Here is a 15,399-nt window from a genome sequence, read left to right as displayed (position 1 = left end):
CGGGCTGTGGCGGTTTTCAGGATCCATCCCAAGGGAGGATGCACATTCGAGAATCCGCGCCGAGAGAAGACCATGAGTAACGTAACTGCGGCCCTGCCGCGCAAGAACCTGACCGCCGTCGAGCGGGAGTTCCTCAAGCAGGGCAACCGCATCCTGCTGGACCAGACCAGTGGCCGGATCGCTTCGGTGGCGCTGATGGATATCGTGGCTGACTGAGGGGTTCGAGCAGTTCGCCAAGGCCTGGATCATCCAGGGCGACGCCAAGAACAAGCGCGCCTACAAGCTCCTGTGCGAGCTGTTCGGCCTGGACACCGACCCGATGCCCCGGAGGGCTGCATGAAGAAACGGACTTATGTGGGCAAGCCCTTGGGGGATACCGAGTGGTTGCTGGAGCAGTGGGGCAGCTGGCGGATGGATGGAATGGGGGGGCGGTACGTGTCTCCATCCATCGGAGCAGCGGCGCCAGGTGGCGGTTTGGAGTACTCGCTGACTGACGACGCGGCCCTGATGACCGACTCAGTCGCGGCCAGGCTGTCGAAGCGCAACCAGCAGATGGGCGACTTCGTCTGGCTTGTACTACGGCGCCAAGTGGCCTTCGCTGCGGATCGGTGAGGCAAATAGGATGGCCGAGCGCAAGGCGTTCGAGATCATCAAGCAGGGTGTCGCATGGGGTGACTCCGCGCTGGAACACATCCGGGAGGCCGCGTGAAAAAGTTCTTTCCGGGCGGATAAACACCTGTTTTCATAGCAGCGTGTCCAGCTTGCAACGCACCGCGACACAGAGAAACCCCGGCCATTGCGTTGGGGTTTTTTGTGGATCTCTTCTTATTACTATCCGCCTCGATGTAGACTCGAAAGATGGCCAATTGCTGCCACTTACTGAGGGATTAGGCGTGAAGAGAAACAAAGCTTTGGCGTTAGTGTTGCTGTTGTCTCTGGAGGAAGTTGCCGATGGTGGCAGTCTTACCCGGCATGAGTTGAAAGTGCTCCTGGGGCAGACGGAATTTTCTGCTTCGATGTCAAGCGAAGAGCTCTGGGACGCCCTGGACTATCACCTGCGGATCCTGGTTACCGCAGGGTTCGTCATTGAAACTGAATCGAGTGAAGGCATGGCCCATGATGACTTCGACCTTACGTGGGCTGGGCATGACTTCTTAGATGCTCATCGGCCAGAGGGCTTTGTCGACTACCGGAGCCTGCTTTGAGTAAGGCGTGAGGTTTGCCCGGCCGTAGCGCCGGGACTTATGTTTATCGAGCCCCGACACTGTGCGGGGCTTTCTGTTTTTGTGCCTACAGCAGCCGACCGGGCCTGTTGCGTTATGGCTCTACGCCCATGCGGGCATGAGGGGTAGTGCCGACCGCGTAAGGCCCCACGGGGGTGACTTGGAGGCGAAGGCTGAACAGCTGCAGGGCGTTCTCCAGGCTCTCAATTTTCGAGGTGTGCTCGAAGTCAACTAGGCGGCCAGCCGCGGTAGGTGAGATCCCCAGGCGCTCGGCAAGATCGGTGCGGGTCATGTTGGTTCGAAGCATCATGTCCCAGAGCAGGCCCTTAGCCACGGTGATAACCGGGAGGCGCACGGCATGGTCGCCCCGGCCGGTAGCCTCGGGTAGTAGCTGTTTCCGCTCAACATAGATCGACAGCGCCAGGGTGATCCCTTCAACTGCGTTTTCCAGCAGTTCCTCCAGGGTATCCCCGACGCTGTGCGCCTCTGGCACGTCCGGGCAGGACGACCAGTAATGCCCGTTTTCTTCGTGGGCCACGATTTTGTAGTCGTACATGGTTTCCTCCATTGGGAGTTGATCTGAGTCGCGTTCCGGCAAGTGGGGCCTCACTTGAGGCCCAGTTGCTTGATGATTTCCTTCCTGAGTCCTTCGCCGATCTCTTTGGAGCTGTGGAAGGGGAAGATTGTCTGTTTGCCTTGGTATCTGATCTTGAAGTGGCTACCGCTTGCCGCCTTTGAGAACTCGACCCCTTGAGCCTCCAGCCATCGCCGGAATTCGCTGTACTTCATCAACTCTCCTTGTATGTCTGTTGATGGGTCTATTGTATCAACACAAGTGTTTAGAATAAACATTTGTGTTGATTATATTTTCACCATAGCCAGGGTGTGCCTTCGAGCGGGGCCTGGATGCGGCGTAGCCGGTAGTCCGGCGTGACAAAGAACACCGGCAGTTGATGAGCTCGCACCTCACGTGTGCATAGCGGGCGGCTTTGACGGACCGAGGGGAAAGACCTTCATTCCCGAGAAGGATCCTGGTCTGTGGGCCGCTGTGTTCGCGTGGCTGATTGCACATCAGTCGCAGTTGGCTACCGGTGGCATAGCTGCTGCTGTGACCATGTGCCGCGTCATCTATGGCGGCGGCCGAGGTCGCAAGGCTGTACTTGAGGGGCGCGCTCTGCGGCCTCATCGCGATCAGCTTGCTGCCAGTGCTGGAGTACTTCGCACTGCCAGCCAATCTGTGAGTGTTTGCAGACTGCATGGTCGGCTTCATCGGGGTCGATAAGCTGCGCGAGTACTCCGACCGCTTCATGAGCCGCAAGGTGGAGGGCTGATGCATGCCGCCGAAGGCCAAGCGCCCGTGCCGAGCACCGTTGTGCCCGGGTAAGACCAGCCATAGCCACGGCTACTGTGACGCTCATGCGCCGCTGGCTGTGGGGTGGAACAACCAGGTACGCGGCACGGCTGAGCAGATTGGGTATGGCTGGCGGTGGCGCAAGCTGGCCAAGGCTGTGCTTAAGCGTGATCGACACCTGTGCCAGTGCGAAGACTGCAACGGAAAGCGCCTACCAGCGATAGAAGTTGACCACAAAACACCGAAAAGTCGCGGCGGAACGGACGACTTCGACAACCTGCAGGCGATCAATACCGACTGCCACCGCCGCAAAACGCAGCGCGAAGCGAAAGAGGCGCGGTGGCGATCGTGAGCCGATCAGGCGCCGAAAAGTGGTCGAAAAATCACCAAATAGGGGGGCGGGGCAAAATCGCTGCAGGCTCGGCCTTTCTCCACCGATCGCCCAGCCGTTTTCACACACCCGCGAAATTAAAAAAAATCGCATTTCAGAGGTTGTCCAGCTCGAGACCGTGAAAACATCGTTGATGTAATCACGCGTCAGCAACTGCTACATGACTGATTTTTTGCGGAAAACGCAGGCTAGGACCTGCCAAGTGGATGAGGGGCGCTGATCAGATACCCAGTTGAATAGATAATGATTGGGACCCACTGGCGCTTAGTCCAGCGGTGCTTCGTGCCGGATGGGTGGCTGGGCGAAAAACTATACAAAATCATACAATATCTGTACATGATGCTATTGTTGTACAGTAATTCAGTTGTGCTTGGAGTCGTTATGGCGCTGTCTACTCGTTGGACTTGCCTTTACCTATTGATTGCTGCGTTGTCGGCGGAGGCGGATTGGCGACCAGAGTTGCCCGGGGCGCAGCGGTTGGGTGTCGGTGAGTTCAATTGGTTTGGCCTGCGCCTTTACACAGGCCATTTATGGACAGTGGGCCCATCTCTTGACTGGAACCAGCCTTTCGCACTTGAGCTTATTTACCACCGGTCTTTATCCAAAGACACGCTGGTACAGGCTAGCCTGGAGGAAATGCGCCGCCTCTACGCTGGCAGCATGACGCCGGAGCAACGCACGGGATGGGCCAACGCAGTTGAGGAGGCATTTGTGGACGTGCGCCCTGGTATGCGCATTACCGGCTTGTACCTGCCGGGGCAAGGCTGCCGCTTTTACGTCGACGGTGAGTTCCGCCGCGAAATCGCCGATCCAGTTTTTGCTCGGCTGTTCTTCTCCATCTGGCTAGACCCACGCTCCAGGGACCCGCAACTGCGCCAGAGCCTGCTTGGGCTGGCTGGCAACGACTGAGGAACATGAATATGTACAAAGTACTGCTGCTGGTTTCCTGCATGCTTCTGGGCAGCTGCAGCAATGTCGTTGTCGAGGACTATGCCCAGGAGCAACCGAAACTGGACCTGGCTGCATTCTTCTCGCGACCAGTGCAGGCCTGGGGGATGTTCCAGAAGCGTTCCGGGGAAGTGGTCAAGCGCTTCCACGTGCGTATCGACAGCCGCCGCGATGGTGAGCGGCTGATTCTCGACGAACATTTTCTCTATAGCGATGGCACTCGCCAGCAGCGTACCTGGACACTGGTGCCAGACGGTCCTGGTCGCTGGCGCGGAACGGCAGGAGATGTGATCGGCGAGGCGCGCGGTGAAGTGGCGGGTAACGCGTTGCGATGGCGTTACCAGCTGGACCTGCCAGTTGACGGGCGGCACTGGCAGGTAGACCTGGACGACTGGATGTATCTGATGGATGACGACACCCTGATCAACCGTTCAAGCATGAGCAAGCTGGGCATCGAAATCGGCCAGATCACCCTGTTTTTCCGCCGCCAGCCAGAGGGCACACAATGAACCTGATAGCGCTTACCCAGCTGGTCTCGACTGGCGAAGCAAAGGAGCTTGAACTGCTGTCGCTGGAGGGTGGCTTCTACCTTCTGCGCGCCTTGACCGACGCCGGCCCCGTGACACTGAGCGACGCCCATGGGCAGCCCGTTCGCGTGCGTTCCACTACCGAGCTGCGGCAGCTGTTGGCCGACCTGCCACCCGTGCCTTGCATGCTGGTACAGCAGGTGGTGCATGATGAGATGTGCGGGCAACGAGACGGCCCCATTGCGCCGCTTCGCGTACCGGTCACGCTCACCAGCCAATGGTAGCCTGAACGATGCGCCTGGGCCTTGTGCTGGGTGACCAGCTGTCGTTTGACCTGGCGAGCCTGGCTGCCCTTGACCCCGCCCGCGATGCTGTTCTGATGGCGGAAGTGGAGGGTGAGGCTCGCTATGTGCCGCATCATCCGCTCAAGATCGTGCTCATCTTCAGTGCCATGCGGCACTTTGCCCAGACCCTGCGTTAGCGGGGTTGGCAGGTGCATTATGTCGAGCTCGATGCTGACGGCAACAGCGGCAGCATCGTTGGCGAGTTGCATCGCTGGCAAGAAGCCCTGGGCGCCACGCAAATTCACCTGACCGAGTGCGGGTAATGGCGCCTGGAGCAGGCTCTGCGTGATGCCGGATTGCCCCTCGTGTGGCATCGCGACACGCGTTTCTGTGCTCCCGCGAAGCCTTTGCGCGCTGGGCCCATGAGCGTCGTCAGCTGCGTATGGAGCACTTCTACCGTGGCATGCGCAAGCGAAGCGTCCTGCTTATGCAGCCCGACGGCAGCCCGGCAGGTGGGGCCTGGAGTTTTGATGGTGACAACCGCAAGCCCCTGCCTCGCCAGTTGCGTGGGCCGTTCGCTGCGCATTTCGCGCAGGACGGGATCACAGCAGCGGTGGTCGCCTTGGTACGACAACGCTTCAGCGACCACTACGGGGACATCGACGGCTTTGACTACCCCGTGACCCATGCCGAGGCAAAGCAGCTGTGGAAGCACTTTCTGGATTTTGGCCTGGCGGCTTTCGGCGCGATGCCGTGTGGCAGCGTGGCCAAGCACTGTTAGCGCAGCTTGATGCGCAGCAGCCGTTATGAAAAAGAGTCTTTTGCCCAGCAAGGTCTGCGTGGCATGTGATCGGCCTTTCAACTGGCGCAAGCGCTGGGCCCGCTGTTGGGACCAAGTGCGCTACTGTTCAGAGCGATGCCGCAGGTCAGCGCCGCGCCGCGAGGCGCGCGAGCAGTGGCATCGCCAAGGCCCATATCGGCATCAGCAGCAGGCCGGTTTGCAGCGTGCCAAGCGGTAGCGCGACATCCGCAAACCTTGCGCCGCCTACGTAGGCCAAGGGGCCACCCAGTGCACCCAGCAGCGCACCGAGCAGCCAGTGCTTGCCGGCCCATGACAGGCTGTGGCGCATGCCTGTGGACAGCACCAGCCACAGCAGTGCCAGCCACAGAGGCAGCGGCCAGGCCTCGAAACCGAACACGTTCAGCGCCGCCAGCGCGCTATCGAGCAAACACCCGGCCAAGGTGACACGCAACATCGCCTTGACCTCGGCGTTAACGTCCGGGCAAAGGCGCAGGTGCACAACCACACCTGCAATCACAAGCAGTAACAGCCAGGGGCGTTCGGCGCCCAGCACGCAGATCCACCACCCAGCCTGTAACCAGACAGCATTGGCAACCAGCCAGCACCTGGGCATCAGGCACCGTCAGGCAGGGGGGCGCGCCGTGCCAGTGGCGCTGCCCACAGCAGGTGCGCAACGCCAATGGTGCGCTCCTCGAAACCGCCCTGGCAGTAACACAGGTAGAACTCCCACAGGCGCTGGAACATGTCGTCGTAGCCCAAGTCCGTCAGTGCTGTGCGCGCCTGGCGCAGGTTTTCACGCCAGTGCTGCAGGGTGTGGGCATAGTCCCGCCCGAAGTCTTCCATATGCACAAGGTTGAGTGCGGTATGCCGGCTGGCGGTGTCGAGCAAGACGCTCAGCGAAGGCAGGGCGCCACCGGGGAAAATGTAGCGCTGGATGAAGTCGACCGAGCGCCGAGCCTGGGCGTAGCGCTGGTCGCGGATGGTGATCGCCTGCAGCAGCATCAGCCCGTCGGGCTTGAGTAGAGATGCACACTGGCGGAAATACACGGGCAGGTAGCGATGACCGACTGCCTCGATCATTTCGATCGAAACTAGCTTGTCGAATGTGCCTTGGAGGTCGCGGTAGTCCTCGCGAAGTACTTTGACGCGCTGCTCCAGCCCCAGGGCCTGAACGCGGGCCAGGGTATGGCTGTACTGCGCCTCGGAAAGCGTCGTGGTGGTGACCCTGCAGCCGTATCGGGTGGCCGCGTGGATTGCCAGGCTGCCCCAGCCGCTACCAATTTCTAGCAGGTGATCGTCAGGGTGTAGTTCAAGCTTCTGGCAGATGCGCTCCAGCTTGTGCAACTGGGCTTCCTCCAATGTTTGCCCAGGATGTTCGAATTGGGCCGCCGAATACATCATGGTGGGGTCCAGCAGCCGCTCGAACAGGGCATTGCCCAGGTCGTAATGCGCCAGAATATTGCGCCGGGCACCGCGTTTGTTGTTGCGGTTGAGGCGGTGCAGAAGCCGCAGGGCGGGGCGGCCGAAACGGGCCAGGCCACCCTCGAGCGCGTCGAGCACTTCAAGGTTGGCGACGAACAGGCGGGTCACCAACGCTAGGTCTGGGCTTCGCCAATAGCCGTGGATGTAGGCCTCGCCAGCACCGATCGAGCCATTGCCTGCGATCAGGCTCCAGGAGGCGTCATCAAGGATCTCCACCTCGGCCTGCAACGGGCTGTCGCTATCACCGAAACTCCACTGTTGCCCGTGGCAGAGCAGGCGCAGGTGGCCGTGGCGCAGCTTGCCCAGTTGGGCGAGCACGGCGCTTCGTGCCAGCCCGCCGAGTAAGGGTGCAATGCCTGCGAACTTGCTAACGCTCAGTGTGGGATTTGACATCTTCAGGGTCCTCGCAAGGTTGGCCGAGCGCCAGGTCATTCTGGCTGGTGGTGTGGTCATGGATTGGGATGCGTTTGAAAAGCAGTTGCAGCGCTTGTCTGTAAATAGCCGAGAGGGTGCGCAGGCTCATCCATGGGAAGGCCAGAACGTATCGGTGCAGGCTGGCTCTATCCAGAGGCTGGCGTTGCAAAGCCAGGTCAGCCTCGAAAACCTTGCGACCGTGTTGCAGATTCTCCATGTGGATACGTATATGCTCTGTGTCCAGGAAGAAGCGAAAGCGATACTCCATGTCCCGCGGCATGAACGGCGACACATGGAAGGCCTTAGCGGCAGTGAATGGCATGGCAAGGTTGTCTTGCACGGGCAGCACGTAGTGGAAGCGTTCACGCCAAGGAGTGTTTTGTACTTCCAGCAGGATCGCCGTAAGGCGGTCGTCGCGGTCATGGCAGAAATAGAAACTCACCGGGTTGAACGAAAGCCCCCAGCAACGCAGCTGCGTTAGCAGGCGGATCGGGCCTTCAGGCATGCGTCCTGTCGCCTGAAAGACCAGCAAGCGTGCAGCCTGGGCCAGGGCTTGGCCGTTGCGGGTCTGCGCTGGCAAGTAGTCGGCCTCACGCCAGCACAGCGGCGCCAGGCGCCAACGTCCCAGCCAGCGCGACAACCCCATCAGCCAGGTCTGTTCGTCCAAATCCAGGTAGAACATGCCCACCCGGTAGCGGAAAGCGTGGAGCCGCGGTGTAAGCCGACGGTGGCTGATCCAGCCCACACACAGGCTGCTGTTCACAATTGCTCCCCGAAGTGCGCAGCCACCTTTAGTGCGCTGACTACTCCGTCCTCATGAAAGCCGTTGCCCCAGTAGGCGCCACAGAAATAACTGTGTTGTTGGCCCTGCAGCTTCTCCTGGCACGCCTGTGCGGCGGACGCCGCGATGCTGTATTGCGGATGGGCATACTGGAAGCGGGCGATTATCTGCGCTGGGTCTATCAGCGCGGTTTGATTAAGGCTCACGCAGAAGGTGGTCTGCGCCTGGATGCCTTGTAGAATGTTCATGTTGTAAGTCAATGCGGCAGGAGCTTGCTCTGGGCCGCCCAGGCGGTAGTTCCAGCTGGCCCATGCGTTCCTGCGGCGTGGTAGTAGACGGGTATCGGTGTGCAGTACCACATCGTTGCTGGCGTAGCCGATGGCACCGAGTACAGTGCGTTCCTGGATGGTTGGGGTTTCCAGTAGCGCCAGAGCCTGGTCGCTGTGGCAGGCGAACACCACATTGTCGAAGCGCTCGGTGCCGGTCGCGCTCAGGAGTGTCACGCCACCTTCGTCACGGCTTACCCGGTAAACTTTGCAGTTGAGACGTATGCGTTCAGCGAACGGTCGGCACAGCGGCGCGACATAGCTACGTGAGCCGCCTCTGACCACCCGCCACTGCGGGCGTTGGTTGACCGACAGCAATCCGTGGTTGCGACAGAAGCGTACAAAGAACTCAAGCGGGAAGTGGAGCATGTCTGCCCGTGACATCGACCAGATCGCCGATCCCATCGGCACGATGTAGTGGTCGATGAAGCGCTGCCCGTATCGCTGTGCCTGAAGGTAGGCGCCCAGGGTGGTGTCTGCATCGATTCGCTGGTTGTCTAGGTCGGCCAGCGCCTGGCGGTTGAAGCGCAGAATATCTCGTATCATGCCCCAAAAACCTGGGGAAACCAGGTTACGGCGCTGGGCAAACAGTGTGTTCAGATCGTGGCCGTTGTATTCCAGGCCAGTGATCGGATCATGCACGGAAAAACTCATTTCAGTCGGCTGCGAGGTGACCTTGAGCTGGTCGAGCAAGCGTATGAAGTTGGGGTAGGTCCAGTCGTTGAAAACGATGAAGCCAGTATCTATTGCATGGGCCTGGCCCTTCCAGACCACGTCGAGGGTGTGCGTGTGCCCTCCGATCCATTTCTCGGCTTCGAAAACCGTTACATCATGTTTGCGTGACAGCAGATGGGCGCAGGTCAGCCCCGCGATGCCACTGCCGATGATTGCGATACGCATGGATCATCATTCCTGTTCATGACGGGCGAGGCGTAGGCCGAGGGCCAAACGCAGGCGCACGGGTAGCGCCCCTAGCAGGCGCAATACCAAGGTGAAAAGACCGGGAAAGTTGATTTCCAGGGGGCGCCGGGGCAGGCGCGTGGCGATATGTCGCGCGGCGCGCTGCGCACTCCACAGCTGTGGCATGGGGAAATCGTTGCGGCGGGTCAGTGGCGTGTCGACGAAGCCAGGGCTGACCAGGGTGACTGCGATTCCTTCGCGAGTCAGGTCGATTCGCTGTGACTCTACCAAGTAGCGTACCGCAGCTTTGGAGGCACCATAGGCGCCGGCGCGGGGCAGTGCCAGCCAGGTCACGGAACTGCCAATTACCACCAGGTGGGGGCGCTGGCCGGCGCGAAGCAAGGGCAGCGCAGCCCCCAGGCAGTAGCTGACACCCAGCAGGTTTGTGCGTATTACACGCTCTACCAACGCTGAATCGAAGTGCCCCGGTTCCAGGTATTCGCAGGTGCCGGCATTGAGAATGGCCATGTCCAGCCCTCCCCATGCCTGCTCGATCCGTGCGACGATTCCGGCGACCTGCTCCGGGTTGTCAACATCGCCGATCGCCAGTAATACCTGTCCGGGAAACTTTTCGGCTAGAGGGGCAAAGCGATCGGCATGGCGCCCGCCTAAGGCAACCTGGTGGCCTTGCTCCAGAAGGATATGTGCGAGTGCGGCGCCGATACCGCTACTGGCGCCTGTCAACCAGCAGCGGCTCATGCCAGTCTTCCTTTGAGCCAGCGGATTGCACCACCCATTAGGGGGAGGTGTTCATAAAGCAGGGCACCGGCGTCGAAATAGTCCTGGTGGAAATGCATGCGATCGCGCCAGCGTAAGTAGCTACACCCTTGCAACGTGATCTCACGACCGCCTGCCAGGCGAGGGTGGCGAAAAAGTAATGTCCAACGCAAGTAGCCTTGGTCGGGGCCTACCTCGTCGGCGCTGTTGAAGGTGTAGCTGATATCTGTGGCGTTAGCGTACATCTGCTCGAAATAGGCGCGCAGTGCCTGCAAGCCATGTATGTGATGCAGAGGGTCGCGAAAGGTAACATCGTCGCTGTACAGCTTTTCCAGCTTGCCGAGGTTTGCCTTATCTAGGCTGGCGAAGCACTCAGCGAATTGCTGTAGGTATCCTGACATGCGGGCTCCAGGGAATCCTGTACAAAAAAATTCTGTTGTACAGGTATAGCTGAAGAGCAGGCATTAATCTATACATGATGACTGTGTTGTACAGATTTCGTCAGTGCTCGTATTGCTTAAGCTGACGGCGCAATAGAGCCACTTCAGCCTCGAGCTCGCGCACCTTTTCCTCGGCGAGAACCGTCGCGGTGACGTCTCGCTGGATGCCGATGTAGTACGTCAGTTGGTCTGCTTCGTTGCGCACGGGCGTGATGGATAACTCGTTCCAGAACAGGCTTCCGTCCTTGCGAACGTTGCGAAGCACTTGGCGGCAGGGGTGGCCATCTCGGATCGCATTACGAATGGTTGCGAGGGCCTCCTGGTCATGATTTTCGCCTTGAAGAAAGCGGCAGTCCTGATAGAGGGTGTCGTCGGCGGAGTAACCGGTCAGACGCTCGAAAGCTGGGTTGACGTAGATAAGGATGCTGTCAGTGCCTTCCTGCTCGGCAACGACGATGCCATCGTTTGAATGCTCGACCATCATTTGAAGGAGTTTCGCGTTGATCATAGGTCCTGCCTGCGTACGTTTTTTATGCCAGATTCGCAGATTAGCTTCTATTAAGAAGGCCTCGGCGCCGTTCATCGTATGATGAATTTATGGGGGCGCCGCAGAAAGTGCATATGGATTTAGAATGCTGTATCAATTGGATTATGCCTCTTTATGAATGACACCCTTCCCCCCGATTTGCTACCCATGCGTGATGTTGTCAGCTTGACTGGCATCAATCCGGTCACATTGCGTGCCTGGGAGCGGCGACATCGGTTGATACGCCCGCAGCGCACCGAGGGCGGCCATCGCTTGTACACGGCCCGGGATGTCCAGCGCATACGCGATATCTTGCGCTGGACGGCAAACGGCCTGTCCCTGAGCAAGGTCGGCGATCTACTCGCGGCGCAGCCTGAGGCGTCTGAGCAGCAGCATTCGGCCTTTGACGATTGGCGTGCGGCCGTGGTGCGCGCAACCAAGGCATTCGATGGGCCGGCACTTGAGGGAATCCATGGTCAGTTGTTCACTCTCTTGCCGAAGGCCACCGTGCTGCGTGAAGTGCTAATGCCGGTTTGGCACGACCTGGCTTCAGGCATAGCGCCAGGCCAGCGTAGCCAGTGGTTGTTTCTAGACACCTTCCTGCGCGCCCGCCTGCTGTTGCGTCTTCAGTTGAACCAAGTCGATGCGCCGCAGGTTTTGCTAGCCGGGAGCCAGGGGCTAGCCGAACTCAGCGTGTTGTGCGCCGGGCTACTCTTGAGCAGCGAGTTACAGCGTATCGAAGTGCTCGGTTGCGGGCAGCCACTTGAAGAGCTCCCCATTGTGTGTGCGGCCATGCAGCCTGCGGCACTGGTGATAAAAGTCAAGGCGCCGGTGAGCCCCACCTTGGCTAAACGCTTGCGGTCGTTGCAGATGGAGATTGCGTGCCCGCTGGCCTTGATAGGTGAGGGGCTGGCCGATCCGCAGCCAGCTTTGAGCGGCATCCCGCTATGCCTGCTGGACGAGGGAGGAGTAGACGCTGCGCATATGCTGAGCTCCTTGCACCTTGGAGTTCTTGACAAGAGCTATTTCAGCACAGGTCAGGCGGCCTGTGCTGACTAGATCGGAGAATCCCTAGAGGAAATATCCCAGTCAATCACTATGATCAACGAACGAAATATTTTGATTGCGACTGCTTCAGAAGAGCAGGCACAGGTGGCACGAGAGATTGATCGAATCCTCACAATATCCGTGATTTTTCTACTCAAAGCGCAGCGGGTGCGAGTCAGACGGTGAGTGCTAGCGGGGAAGTGTACAATCTTGCTGTCGGCCTCAATCGTGTAGTACAGGACTTCAGGCTTTAAGCTCTAGGTCCGTATTTGTTCTTTGACTTATTTTGGTAGGGAAACTTTTTAACAATATTGTATGTTGGGGTTTGGGTGTAAGTACGGTTTGTGGTTGTTATTTTGTTGCGTGTTGCCATATGTTGATTTGGTGGTTATTATTCAAGTTGTGCGCTTTTTTTTGGCGCCAAGGTTTGACAGAATAATTCTTCTGACTTTGTCGCTTGCCAGGGCTTTGACAGAAATATAGCGTGATCAGGTAGAGACCTTATTTCAAACTCGTAGTATCTACTCATGACTATAATTCTAGCCTCAGGGTGTTCCTCATTGATAATCCAGGCAATGTCCACTCCGCTGAGCGAACCGGGCGTCTGCACATCAGTGCGCACTAGGCACCAGCCTGTTTTTCTTAGCTGGCCACGGCCTTCATCTGGAGTGCTTACTGCGGTAACGGCAGCCCCAAAATTTTCTATCAGTAGTGCCAGTAACTCCCGAAGCGTTGGTTCGTCCTCCACAACTAAGACTTTAGGCTGGGGTGTCTCCTTAATTGGAGGAAAATCTTTCATGCTAGCACTCGAACATATAGATGCATTTACAATGCATATGATTTTACTTGCCGCTTCAAGGTGTCGCGGGGAACTCGTCATCCATGGGGCATTTGGACAGGACTAAAAATTCAACTGATCTTCAGGGACGCTGGTCAAGCCCGTGTGTATGTATTCCTGACTATATGGTCAAGGTGGCCGATTCACCACGGTTCGCACTCCGAGAGTTGCTCGGCTACGGTTGCTAAGGCGCAAAAGCATATTTTTAATTCGAAAGATAATAATTTTGTTAATTCTTATTTCATTTCGATATATGCGAATCTGTTAAGTATTTTGTATCTGTATGCCTTAGTAGCCTGTCATAGTGTATTTCGATGGCACGCCGAGATAGCTAATCAAGGCTTCTTAGCGGTTACGTGACCGGATGCTTCAGGCTAAACACCTACAAGGTAGCCCAGCTTTCGTCCAGAGATAGCCTTCGTCGGCGGCTTTCACGGCAGGGAGCGTAAGGTATGCGATGAGATCAGAACTACCCATTTGTTTTGATGTCATAATGATGCACAGGGACATCGGCACGTATCCTCGAGCCAGACCTACAGGGCATCAGTCCAATGCTAAGCAACGACGATTTTCGGTACACCGCTCATAGGCACCTCCTTGAATTGGATGCTTCAAATTCCAGGCTCAGGCACCTAGTTTCTCGGGGCGAAATCAACGGTGTCCTCTGGGACGATGCTGTCCAATGGCATCAAAACTCATATGACGCCTGGGCCATCTTTATAGGCCAAAATCCTCAGCCTTCGTTGCCATCCTGATCTGCAATCGTGGAGAGATCTTCGATTTTCAGCGGTTCCACGTGACACCATTCTTTCTCCTCTTGAGGCCAACTGTGCTTCCAGAGCTTCTGGCTGGTGTCAGAGCTAGAGTCCCTCCTTATGTCTTGACTAGAAGTCATAGCGCTGTTTGCGAACCACCCGTCCCAACCCCATCAAAAGCTGACTAGCCGCTCAAGAAAAAGTGGTCTGTGTCGATAATTGCTGATTCAGCATGTGTGGAGCCTTAAATTGTTCAACCGCAAACTCAAAAAAACGCTGCAGGAGCAGAGTGCGGAGCTACATCTGCTACGTCAGCAGGTCGAGCAAATGGACAGAGGGATGCTTTCCATAAGACTTGATGCTCAGTTCCGGATCTGTGCAGTCAATCGAATTTTCTTAGAAACTCTGGGGTATTCAAGCGACCATCTACATGGCCGTCCACTTTCGGAGATCGTTCCGCCTTACGTCAAAAATCTCCCTTGCTTCCACGCCTTCAATCAAGCTGTGGCGCGATTCGAACCCGTCAATGACGAATATCGATACCTCCGGGCTGACGGTACTCTTGCATGGTTGAAAATCTACTGGCTTCCTATTCGAAACCAAGATGGGAGCTTGGCTCATGTCCAGGGCTACGGCAGTGAGATTACTCGTACCGTTGAGGAGGCCAAGGAGAACCAGGCTCTGATTGAAGCGCTGGTTAGGTCAACAGCTGTCATTGAATTTAAATTGGATGGCACCGTGATCACGGCGAACAAACAGTTCCTCGATGCCATGGGTTACTCACTGGGCCAGATCGTAGGCAAACACCATCGCATGTTCTGTTCTGCGCGAGAAGCGGCATCCGATGAGTACGTAAATTTCTGGAAGACACTCAACCGTGGAGAGTACGTCGCGAATCGCTTCAAGCGAATCGACGGGCGTGGCAACGATATTTGGCTGGAGGCAACCTACAACCCTGTGCATGACACCGAGGGCAAGCTAGCTAAGGTCGTGAAATTTGCGAGTGTGGTTACCGACCAGGTAGCTAGAGAACAAGAGGTTAAAGATGCTGCCGGCGTTGCTTTTGATGTCTCGCAACGAACGGATTCAAGTGCCGAGCACGGCGCTGTCGTGGTAACGCGAACGGTAGGCACGATGCGAAGTATCGCTGAGCAAATGAAGCTCGCAACCGACAGCATCGAGGCACTCGGTAAGCAATCTGCGTTGATCAGCTCAATCGTTCAAACCATTGGCGGTATTGCGTCGCAGACTAACCTTCTTGCCTTGAATGCGGCGATTGAAGCGGCACGTGCCGGAGAGCAGGGACGGGGCTTCGCTGTGGTTGCCGATGAAGTCCGAAAGCTTGCAGGCCATACCAGCTCGGCGACCGAAGAGATTGTGAACGTCGTTCAGCAAAACCAGGAGCTCGCTGATATGGCCGTCGCCCAGATCTTCAGCAGTCGTGCGAAAGCCGAGGAGGGTTTGGTACTCGCCAACGAGGCGGGCACGGTTATCCTCGAGATTCAAAATGGAGCAAAGCAAGTAGTGGAAGCTGTTGGGCGTTTTGCTAACGAGGTGAAATAGACCTGTATCTCTTACGGTACTGAA

At 57.5% G+C, this 15,399-nt stretch carries 19 protein-coding genes and 6 pseudogenes; 15 read left to right on the top strand and 10 right to left on the bottom strand.

Features of this window, described 5'->3' with window-relative positions:
- Positions 1 to 72 precede the first annotated feature (72 nt).
- From AC25ND_RS12125 to AC25ND_RS12115, 3 genes and pseudogenes are all read left to right on the top strand, one after another.
- A pseudogene (locus tag AC25ND_RS12125) lies at positions 73 to 340 on the top strand (hypothetical protein).
- Positions 337 to 709 (top strand): annotated as a pseudogene (locus tag AC25ND_RS12120) (antitermination protein Q). The pseudogenes AC25ND_RS12125 and AC25ND_RS12120 overlap by 4 nt, the downstream one beginning before the upstream one ends.
- A 184-nt stretch (positions 710 to 893) precedes the next feature.
- The gene (locus tag AC25ND_RS12115) at positions 894 to 1,205 is read left to right on the top strand and encodes a DUF2513 domain-containing protein (RefSeq protein WP_486976327.1); all 312 of its coding nucleotides are present in this window, start codon (positions 894 to 896) and stop codon (positions 1,203 to 1,205) included.
- A gap of 112 nt (positions 1,206 to 1,317) precedes the next feature.
- On the opposite strand, the gene AC25ND_RS12110 is transcribed toward AC25ND_RS12115, so the two are convergent.
- Both AC25ND_RS12110 and AC25ND_RS12105 read right to left on the bottom strand, forming a co-directional pair.
- Positions 1,318 to 1,779 (bottom strand): type II toxin-antitoxin system HicB family antitoxin, encoded by a 462-nt coding sequence (locus AC25ND_RS12110; protein ID WP_486976326.1) that lies wholly within the window; start codon positions 1,777 to 1,779, stop codon positions 1,318 to 1,320.
- Between the two features lie 50 nt (positions 1,780 to 1,829).
- On the bottom strand, positions 1,830 to 2,012 hold the full coding sequence (locus AC25ND_RS12105; protein ID WP_486976325.1) for a type II toxin-antitoxin system HicA family toxin: 183 nt from the start codon (positions 2,010 to 2,012) through the stop codon (positions 1,830 to 1,832).
- 181 nt (positions 2,013 to 2,193) lie between these two features.
- Between AC25ND_RS12105 and AC25ND_RS12100 the strand changes: the two genes are divergently transcribed.
- From AC25ND_RS12100 to AC25ND_RS12065, 8 genes and pseudogenes are all read left to right on the top strand, one after another.
- Positions 2,194 to 2,505, top strand: a complete 312-nt coding sequence (locus tag AC25ND_RS12100) for a phage holin family protein (protein WP_486976324.1) — start codon at positions 2,194 to 2,196, stop codon at positions 2,503 to 2,505.
- Positions 2,480 to 2,554: a hypothetical protein gene (locus AC25ND_RS12095; RefSeq protein ID WP_486976358.1), complete on the top strand. Its 75-nt coding sequence runs from the start codon at positions 2,480 to 2,482 to the stop codon at positions 2,552 to 2,554. Before AC25ND_RS12100 ends, AC25ND_RS12095 begins: the two co-directional genes overlap by 26 nt.
- A 3-nt stretch (positions 2,555 to 2,557) precedes the next feature.
- Positions 2,558 to 2,926 (top strand): HNH endonuclease, encoded by a 369-nt coding sequence (locus AC25ND_RS12090; RefSeq protein ID WP_486976323.1) that lies wholly within the window; start codon positions 2,558 to 2,560, stop codon positions 2,924 to 2,926.
- A 420-nt stretch (positions 2,927 to 3,346) separates the two neighbouring features.
- Positions 3,347 to 3,874 (top strand): chalcone isomerase family protein, encoded by a 528-nt coding sequence (locus AC25ND_RS12085; RefSeq protein WP_096050243.1) that lies wholly within the window; start codon positions 3,347 to 3,349, stop codon positions 3,872 to 3,874.
- A gap of 11 nt (positions 3,875 to 3,885) precedes the next feature.
- The gene (locus tag AC25ND_RS12080; protein WP_096048466.1) at positions 3,886 to 4,422 is read left to right on the top strand and encodes a DUF3833 domain-containing protein; all 537 of its coding nucleotides are present in this window, start codon (positions 3,886 to 3,888) and stop codon (positions 4,420 to 4,422) included.
- A complete protein-coding gene (locus AC25ND_RS12075; protein ID WP_016486281.1) occupies positions 4,419 to 4,724 on the top strand; it encodes a DUF6482 family protein in 306 nt (101 codons plus the stop codon). Before AC25ND_RS12080 ends, AC25ND_RS12075 begins: the two co-directional genes overlap by 4 nt.
- An 8-nt stretch (positions 4,725 to 4,732) precedes the next feature.
- A pseudogene (locus tag AC25ND_RS12070) lies at positions 4,733 to 5,469 on the top strand (cryptochrome/photolyase family protein); the annotation flags it as partial.
- A 61-nt stretch (positions 5,470 to 5,530) separates the two neighbouring features.
- Positions 5,531 to 5,653 (top strand): annotated as a pseudogene (locus AC25ND_RS12065) (DUF2256 domain-containing protein); the annotation flags it as partial.
- On the opposite strand, the gene AC25ND_RS12060 reads toward AC25ND_RS12065, so the two are convergent.
- From AC25ND_RS12060 to AC25ND_RS12030, 7 genes are all read right to left on the bottom strand, one after another.
- Entirely contained in the window at positions 5,651 to 6,139 is a 489-nt protein-coding gene (locus AC25ND_RS12060; RefSeq protein ID WP_096048464.1) for a DUF2878 domain-containing protein, read from the bottom strand. The pseudogene AC25ND_RS12065 and the gene AC25ND_RS12060 overlap by 3 nt on opposite strands.
- Positions 6,139 to 7,401, bottom strand: a complete 1,263-nt coding sequence (locus tag AC25ND_RS12055; RefSeq protein WP_096048463.1) for an SAM-dependent methyltransferase — start codon at positions 7,399 to 7,401, stop codon at positions 6,139 to 6,141. Before AC25ND_RS12055 ends, AC25ND_RS12060 begins: the two co-directional genes overlap by 1 nt.
- Positions 7,376 to 8,185: a DUF1365 domain-containing protein gene (locus tag AC25ND_RS12050; RefSeq protein ID WP_096048462.1), complete on the bottom strand. Its 810-nt coding sequence runs from the start codon at positions 8,183 to 8,185 to the stop codon at positions 7,376 to 7,378. Before AC25ND_RS12050 ends, AC25ND_RS12055 begins: the two co-directional genes overlap by 26 nt.
- Positions 8,182 to 9,429 carry an NAD(P)/FAD-dependent oxidoreductase gene (locus AC25ND_RS12045; RefSeq protein WP_096048461.1) on the bottom strand — a complete coding sequence of 416 codons (1,248 nt, stop codon included), beginning with the start codon at positions 9,427 to 9,429 and terminating at the stop codon, positions 8,182 to 8,184. Before AC25ND_RS12045 ends, AC25ND_RS12050 begins: the two co-directional genes overlap by 4 nt.
- A gap of 6 nt (positions 9,430 to 9,435) precedes the next feature.
- Positions 9,436 to 10,188 carry an SDR family NAD(P)-dependent oxidoreductase gene (locus tag AC25ND_RS12040; RefSeq protein WP_096048460.1) on the bottom strand — a complete coding sequence of 251 codons (753 nt, stop codon included), beginning with the start codon at positions 10,186 to 10,188 and terminating at the stop codon, positions 9,436 to 9,438.
- Positions 10,185 to 10,607, bottom strand: a complete 423-nt coding sequence (locus tag AC25ND_RS12035) for a nuclear transport factor 2 family protein (RefSeq protein ID WP_486976322.1) — start codon at positions 10,605 to 10,607, stop codon at positions 10,185 to 10,187. Before AC25ND_RS12035 ends, AC25ND_RS12040 begins: the two co-directional genes overlap by 4 nt.
- 100 nt (positions 10,608 to 10,707) lie before the next feature.
- Entirely contained in the window at positions 10,708 to 11,154 is a 447-nt protein-coding gene (locus AC25ND_RS12030; RefSeq protein ID WP_096048458.1) for a PAS domain S-box protein, read from the bottom strand.
- Positions 11,155 to 11,307: 153 nt separating this feature from the next.
- Between AC25ND_RS12030 and AC25ND_RS12025 the strand changes: the two genes are divergently transcribed.
- Complete coding sequence (locus AC25ND_RS12025) at positions 11,308 to 12,231, top strand: MerR family transcriptional regulator (protein WP_096048457.1); 924 nt, start codon at positions 11,308 to 11,310, stop codon at positions 12,229 to 12,231.
- Between the two features lie 3 nt (positions 12,232 to 12,234).
- Positions 12,235 to 12,473, top strand: a pseudogene (locus AC25ND_RS12020) (methyl-accepting chemotaxis protein); the annotation flags it as partial.
- Positions 12,474 to 12,610: 137 nt separating this feature from the next.
- Here the strand turns inward: AC25ND_RS12020 and AC25ND_RS12015 are convergent.
- Positions 12,611 to 13,018, bottom strand: a complete 408-nt coding sequence (locus AC25ND_RS12015; RefSeq protein WP_096048456.1) for a response regulator — start codon at positions 13,016 to 13,018, stop codon at positions 12,611 to 12,613.
- A gap of 1,028 nt (positions 13,019 to 14,046) precedes the next feature.
- Here AC25ND_RS12015 and AC25ND_RS12010 point away from each other — a divergent pair.
- Together AC25ND_RS12010 and AC25ND_RS12005 are read left to right on the top strand one after the other, a co-directional pair.
- Positions 14,047 to 14,838: pseudogene (locus AC25ND_RS12010) on the top strand (PAS domain-containing protein); the annotation flags it as partial.
- Positions 14,818 to 15,375 carry a methyl-accepting chemotaxis protein gene (locus AC25ND_RS12005; protein ID WP_486976357.1) on the top strand — a complete coding sequence of 186 codons (558 nt, stop codon included), beginning with the start codon at positions 14,818 to 14,820 and terminating at the stop codon, positions 15,373 to 15,375. The pseudogene AC25ND_RS12010 and the gene AC25ND_RS12005, both read left to right, overlap by 21 nt.
- The last annotated feature ends 24 nt before the right edge of the window (positions 15,376 to 15,399 follow it).

This window comes from Pseudomonas sp. P110(2024) (assembly GCF_057480795.1).
Note: the sequence above shows the minus strand (reverse complement) of the source record. Positions and strands in the feature narration are given on the sequence as shown.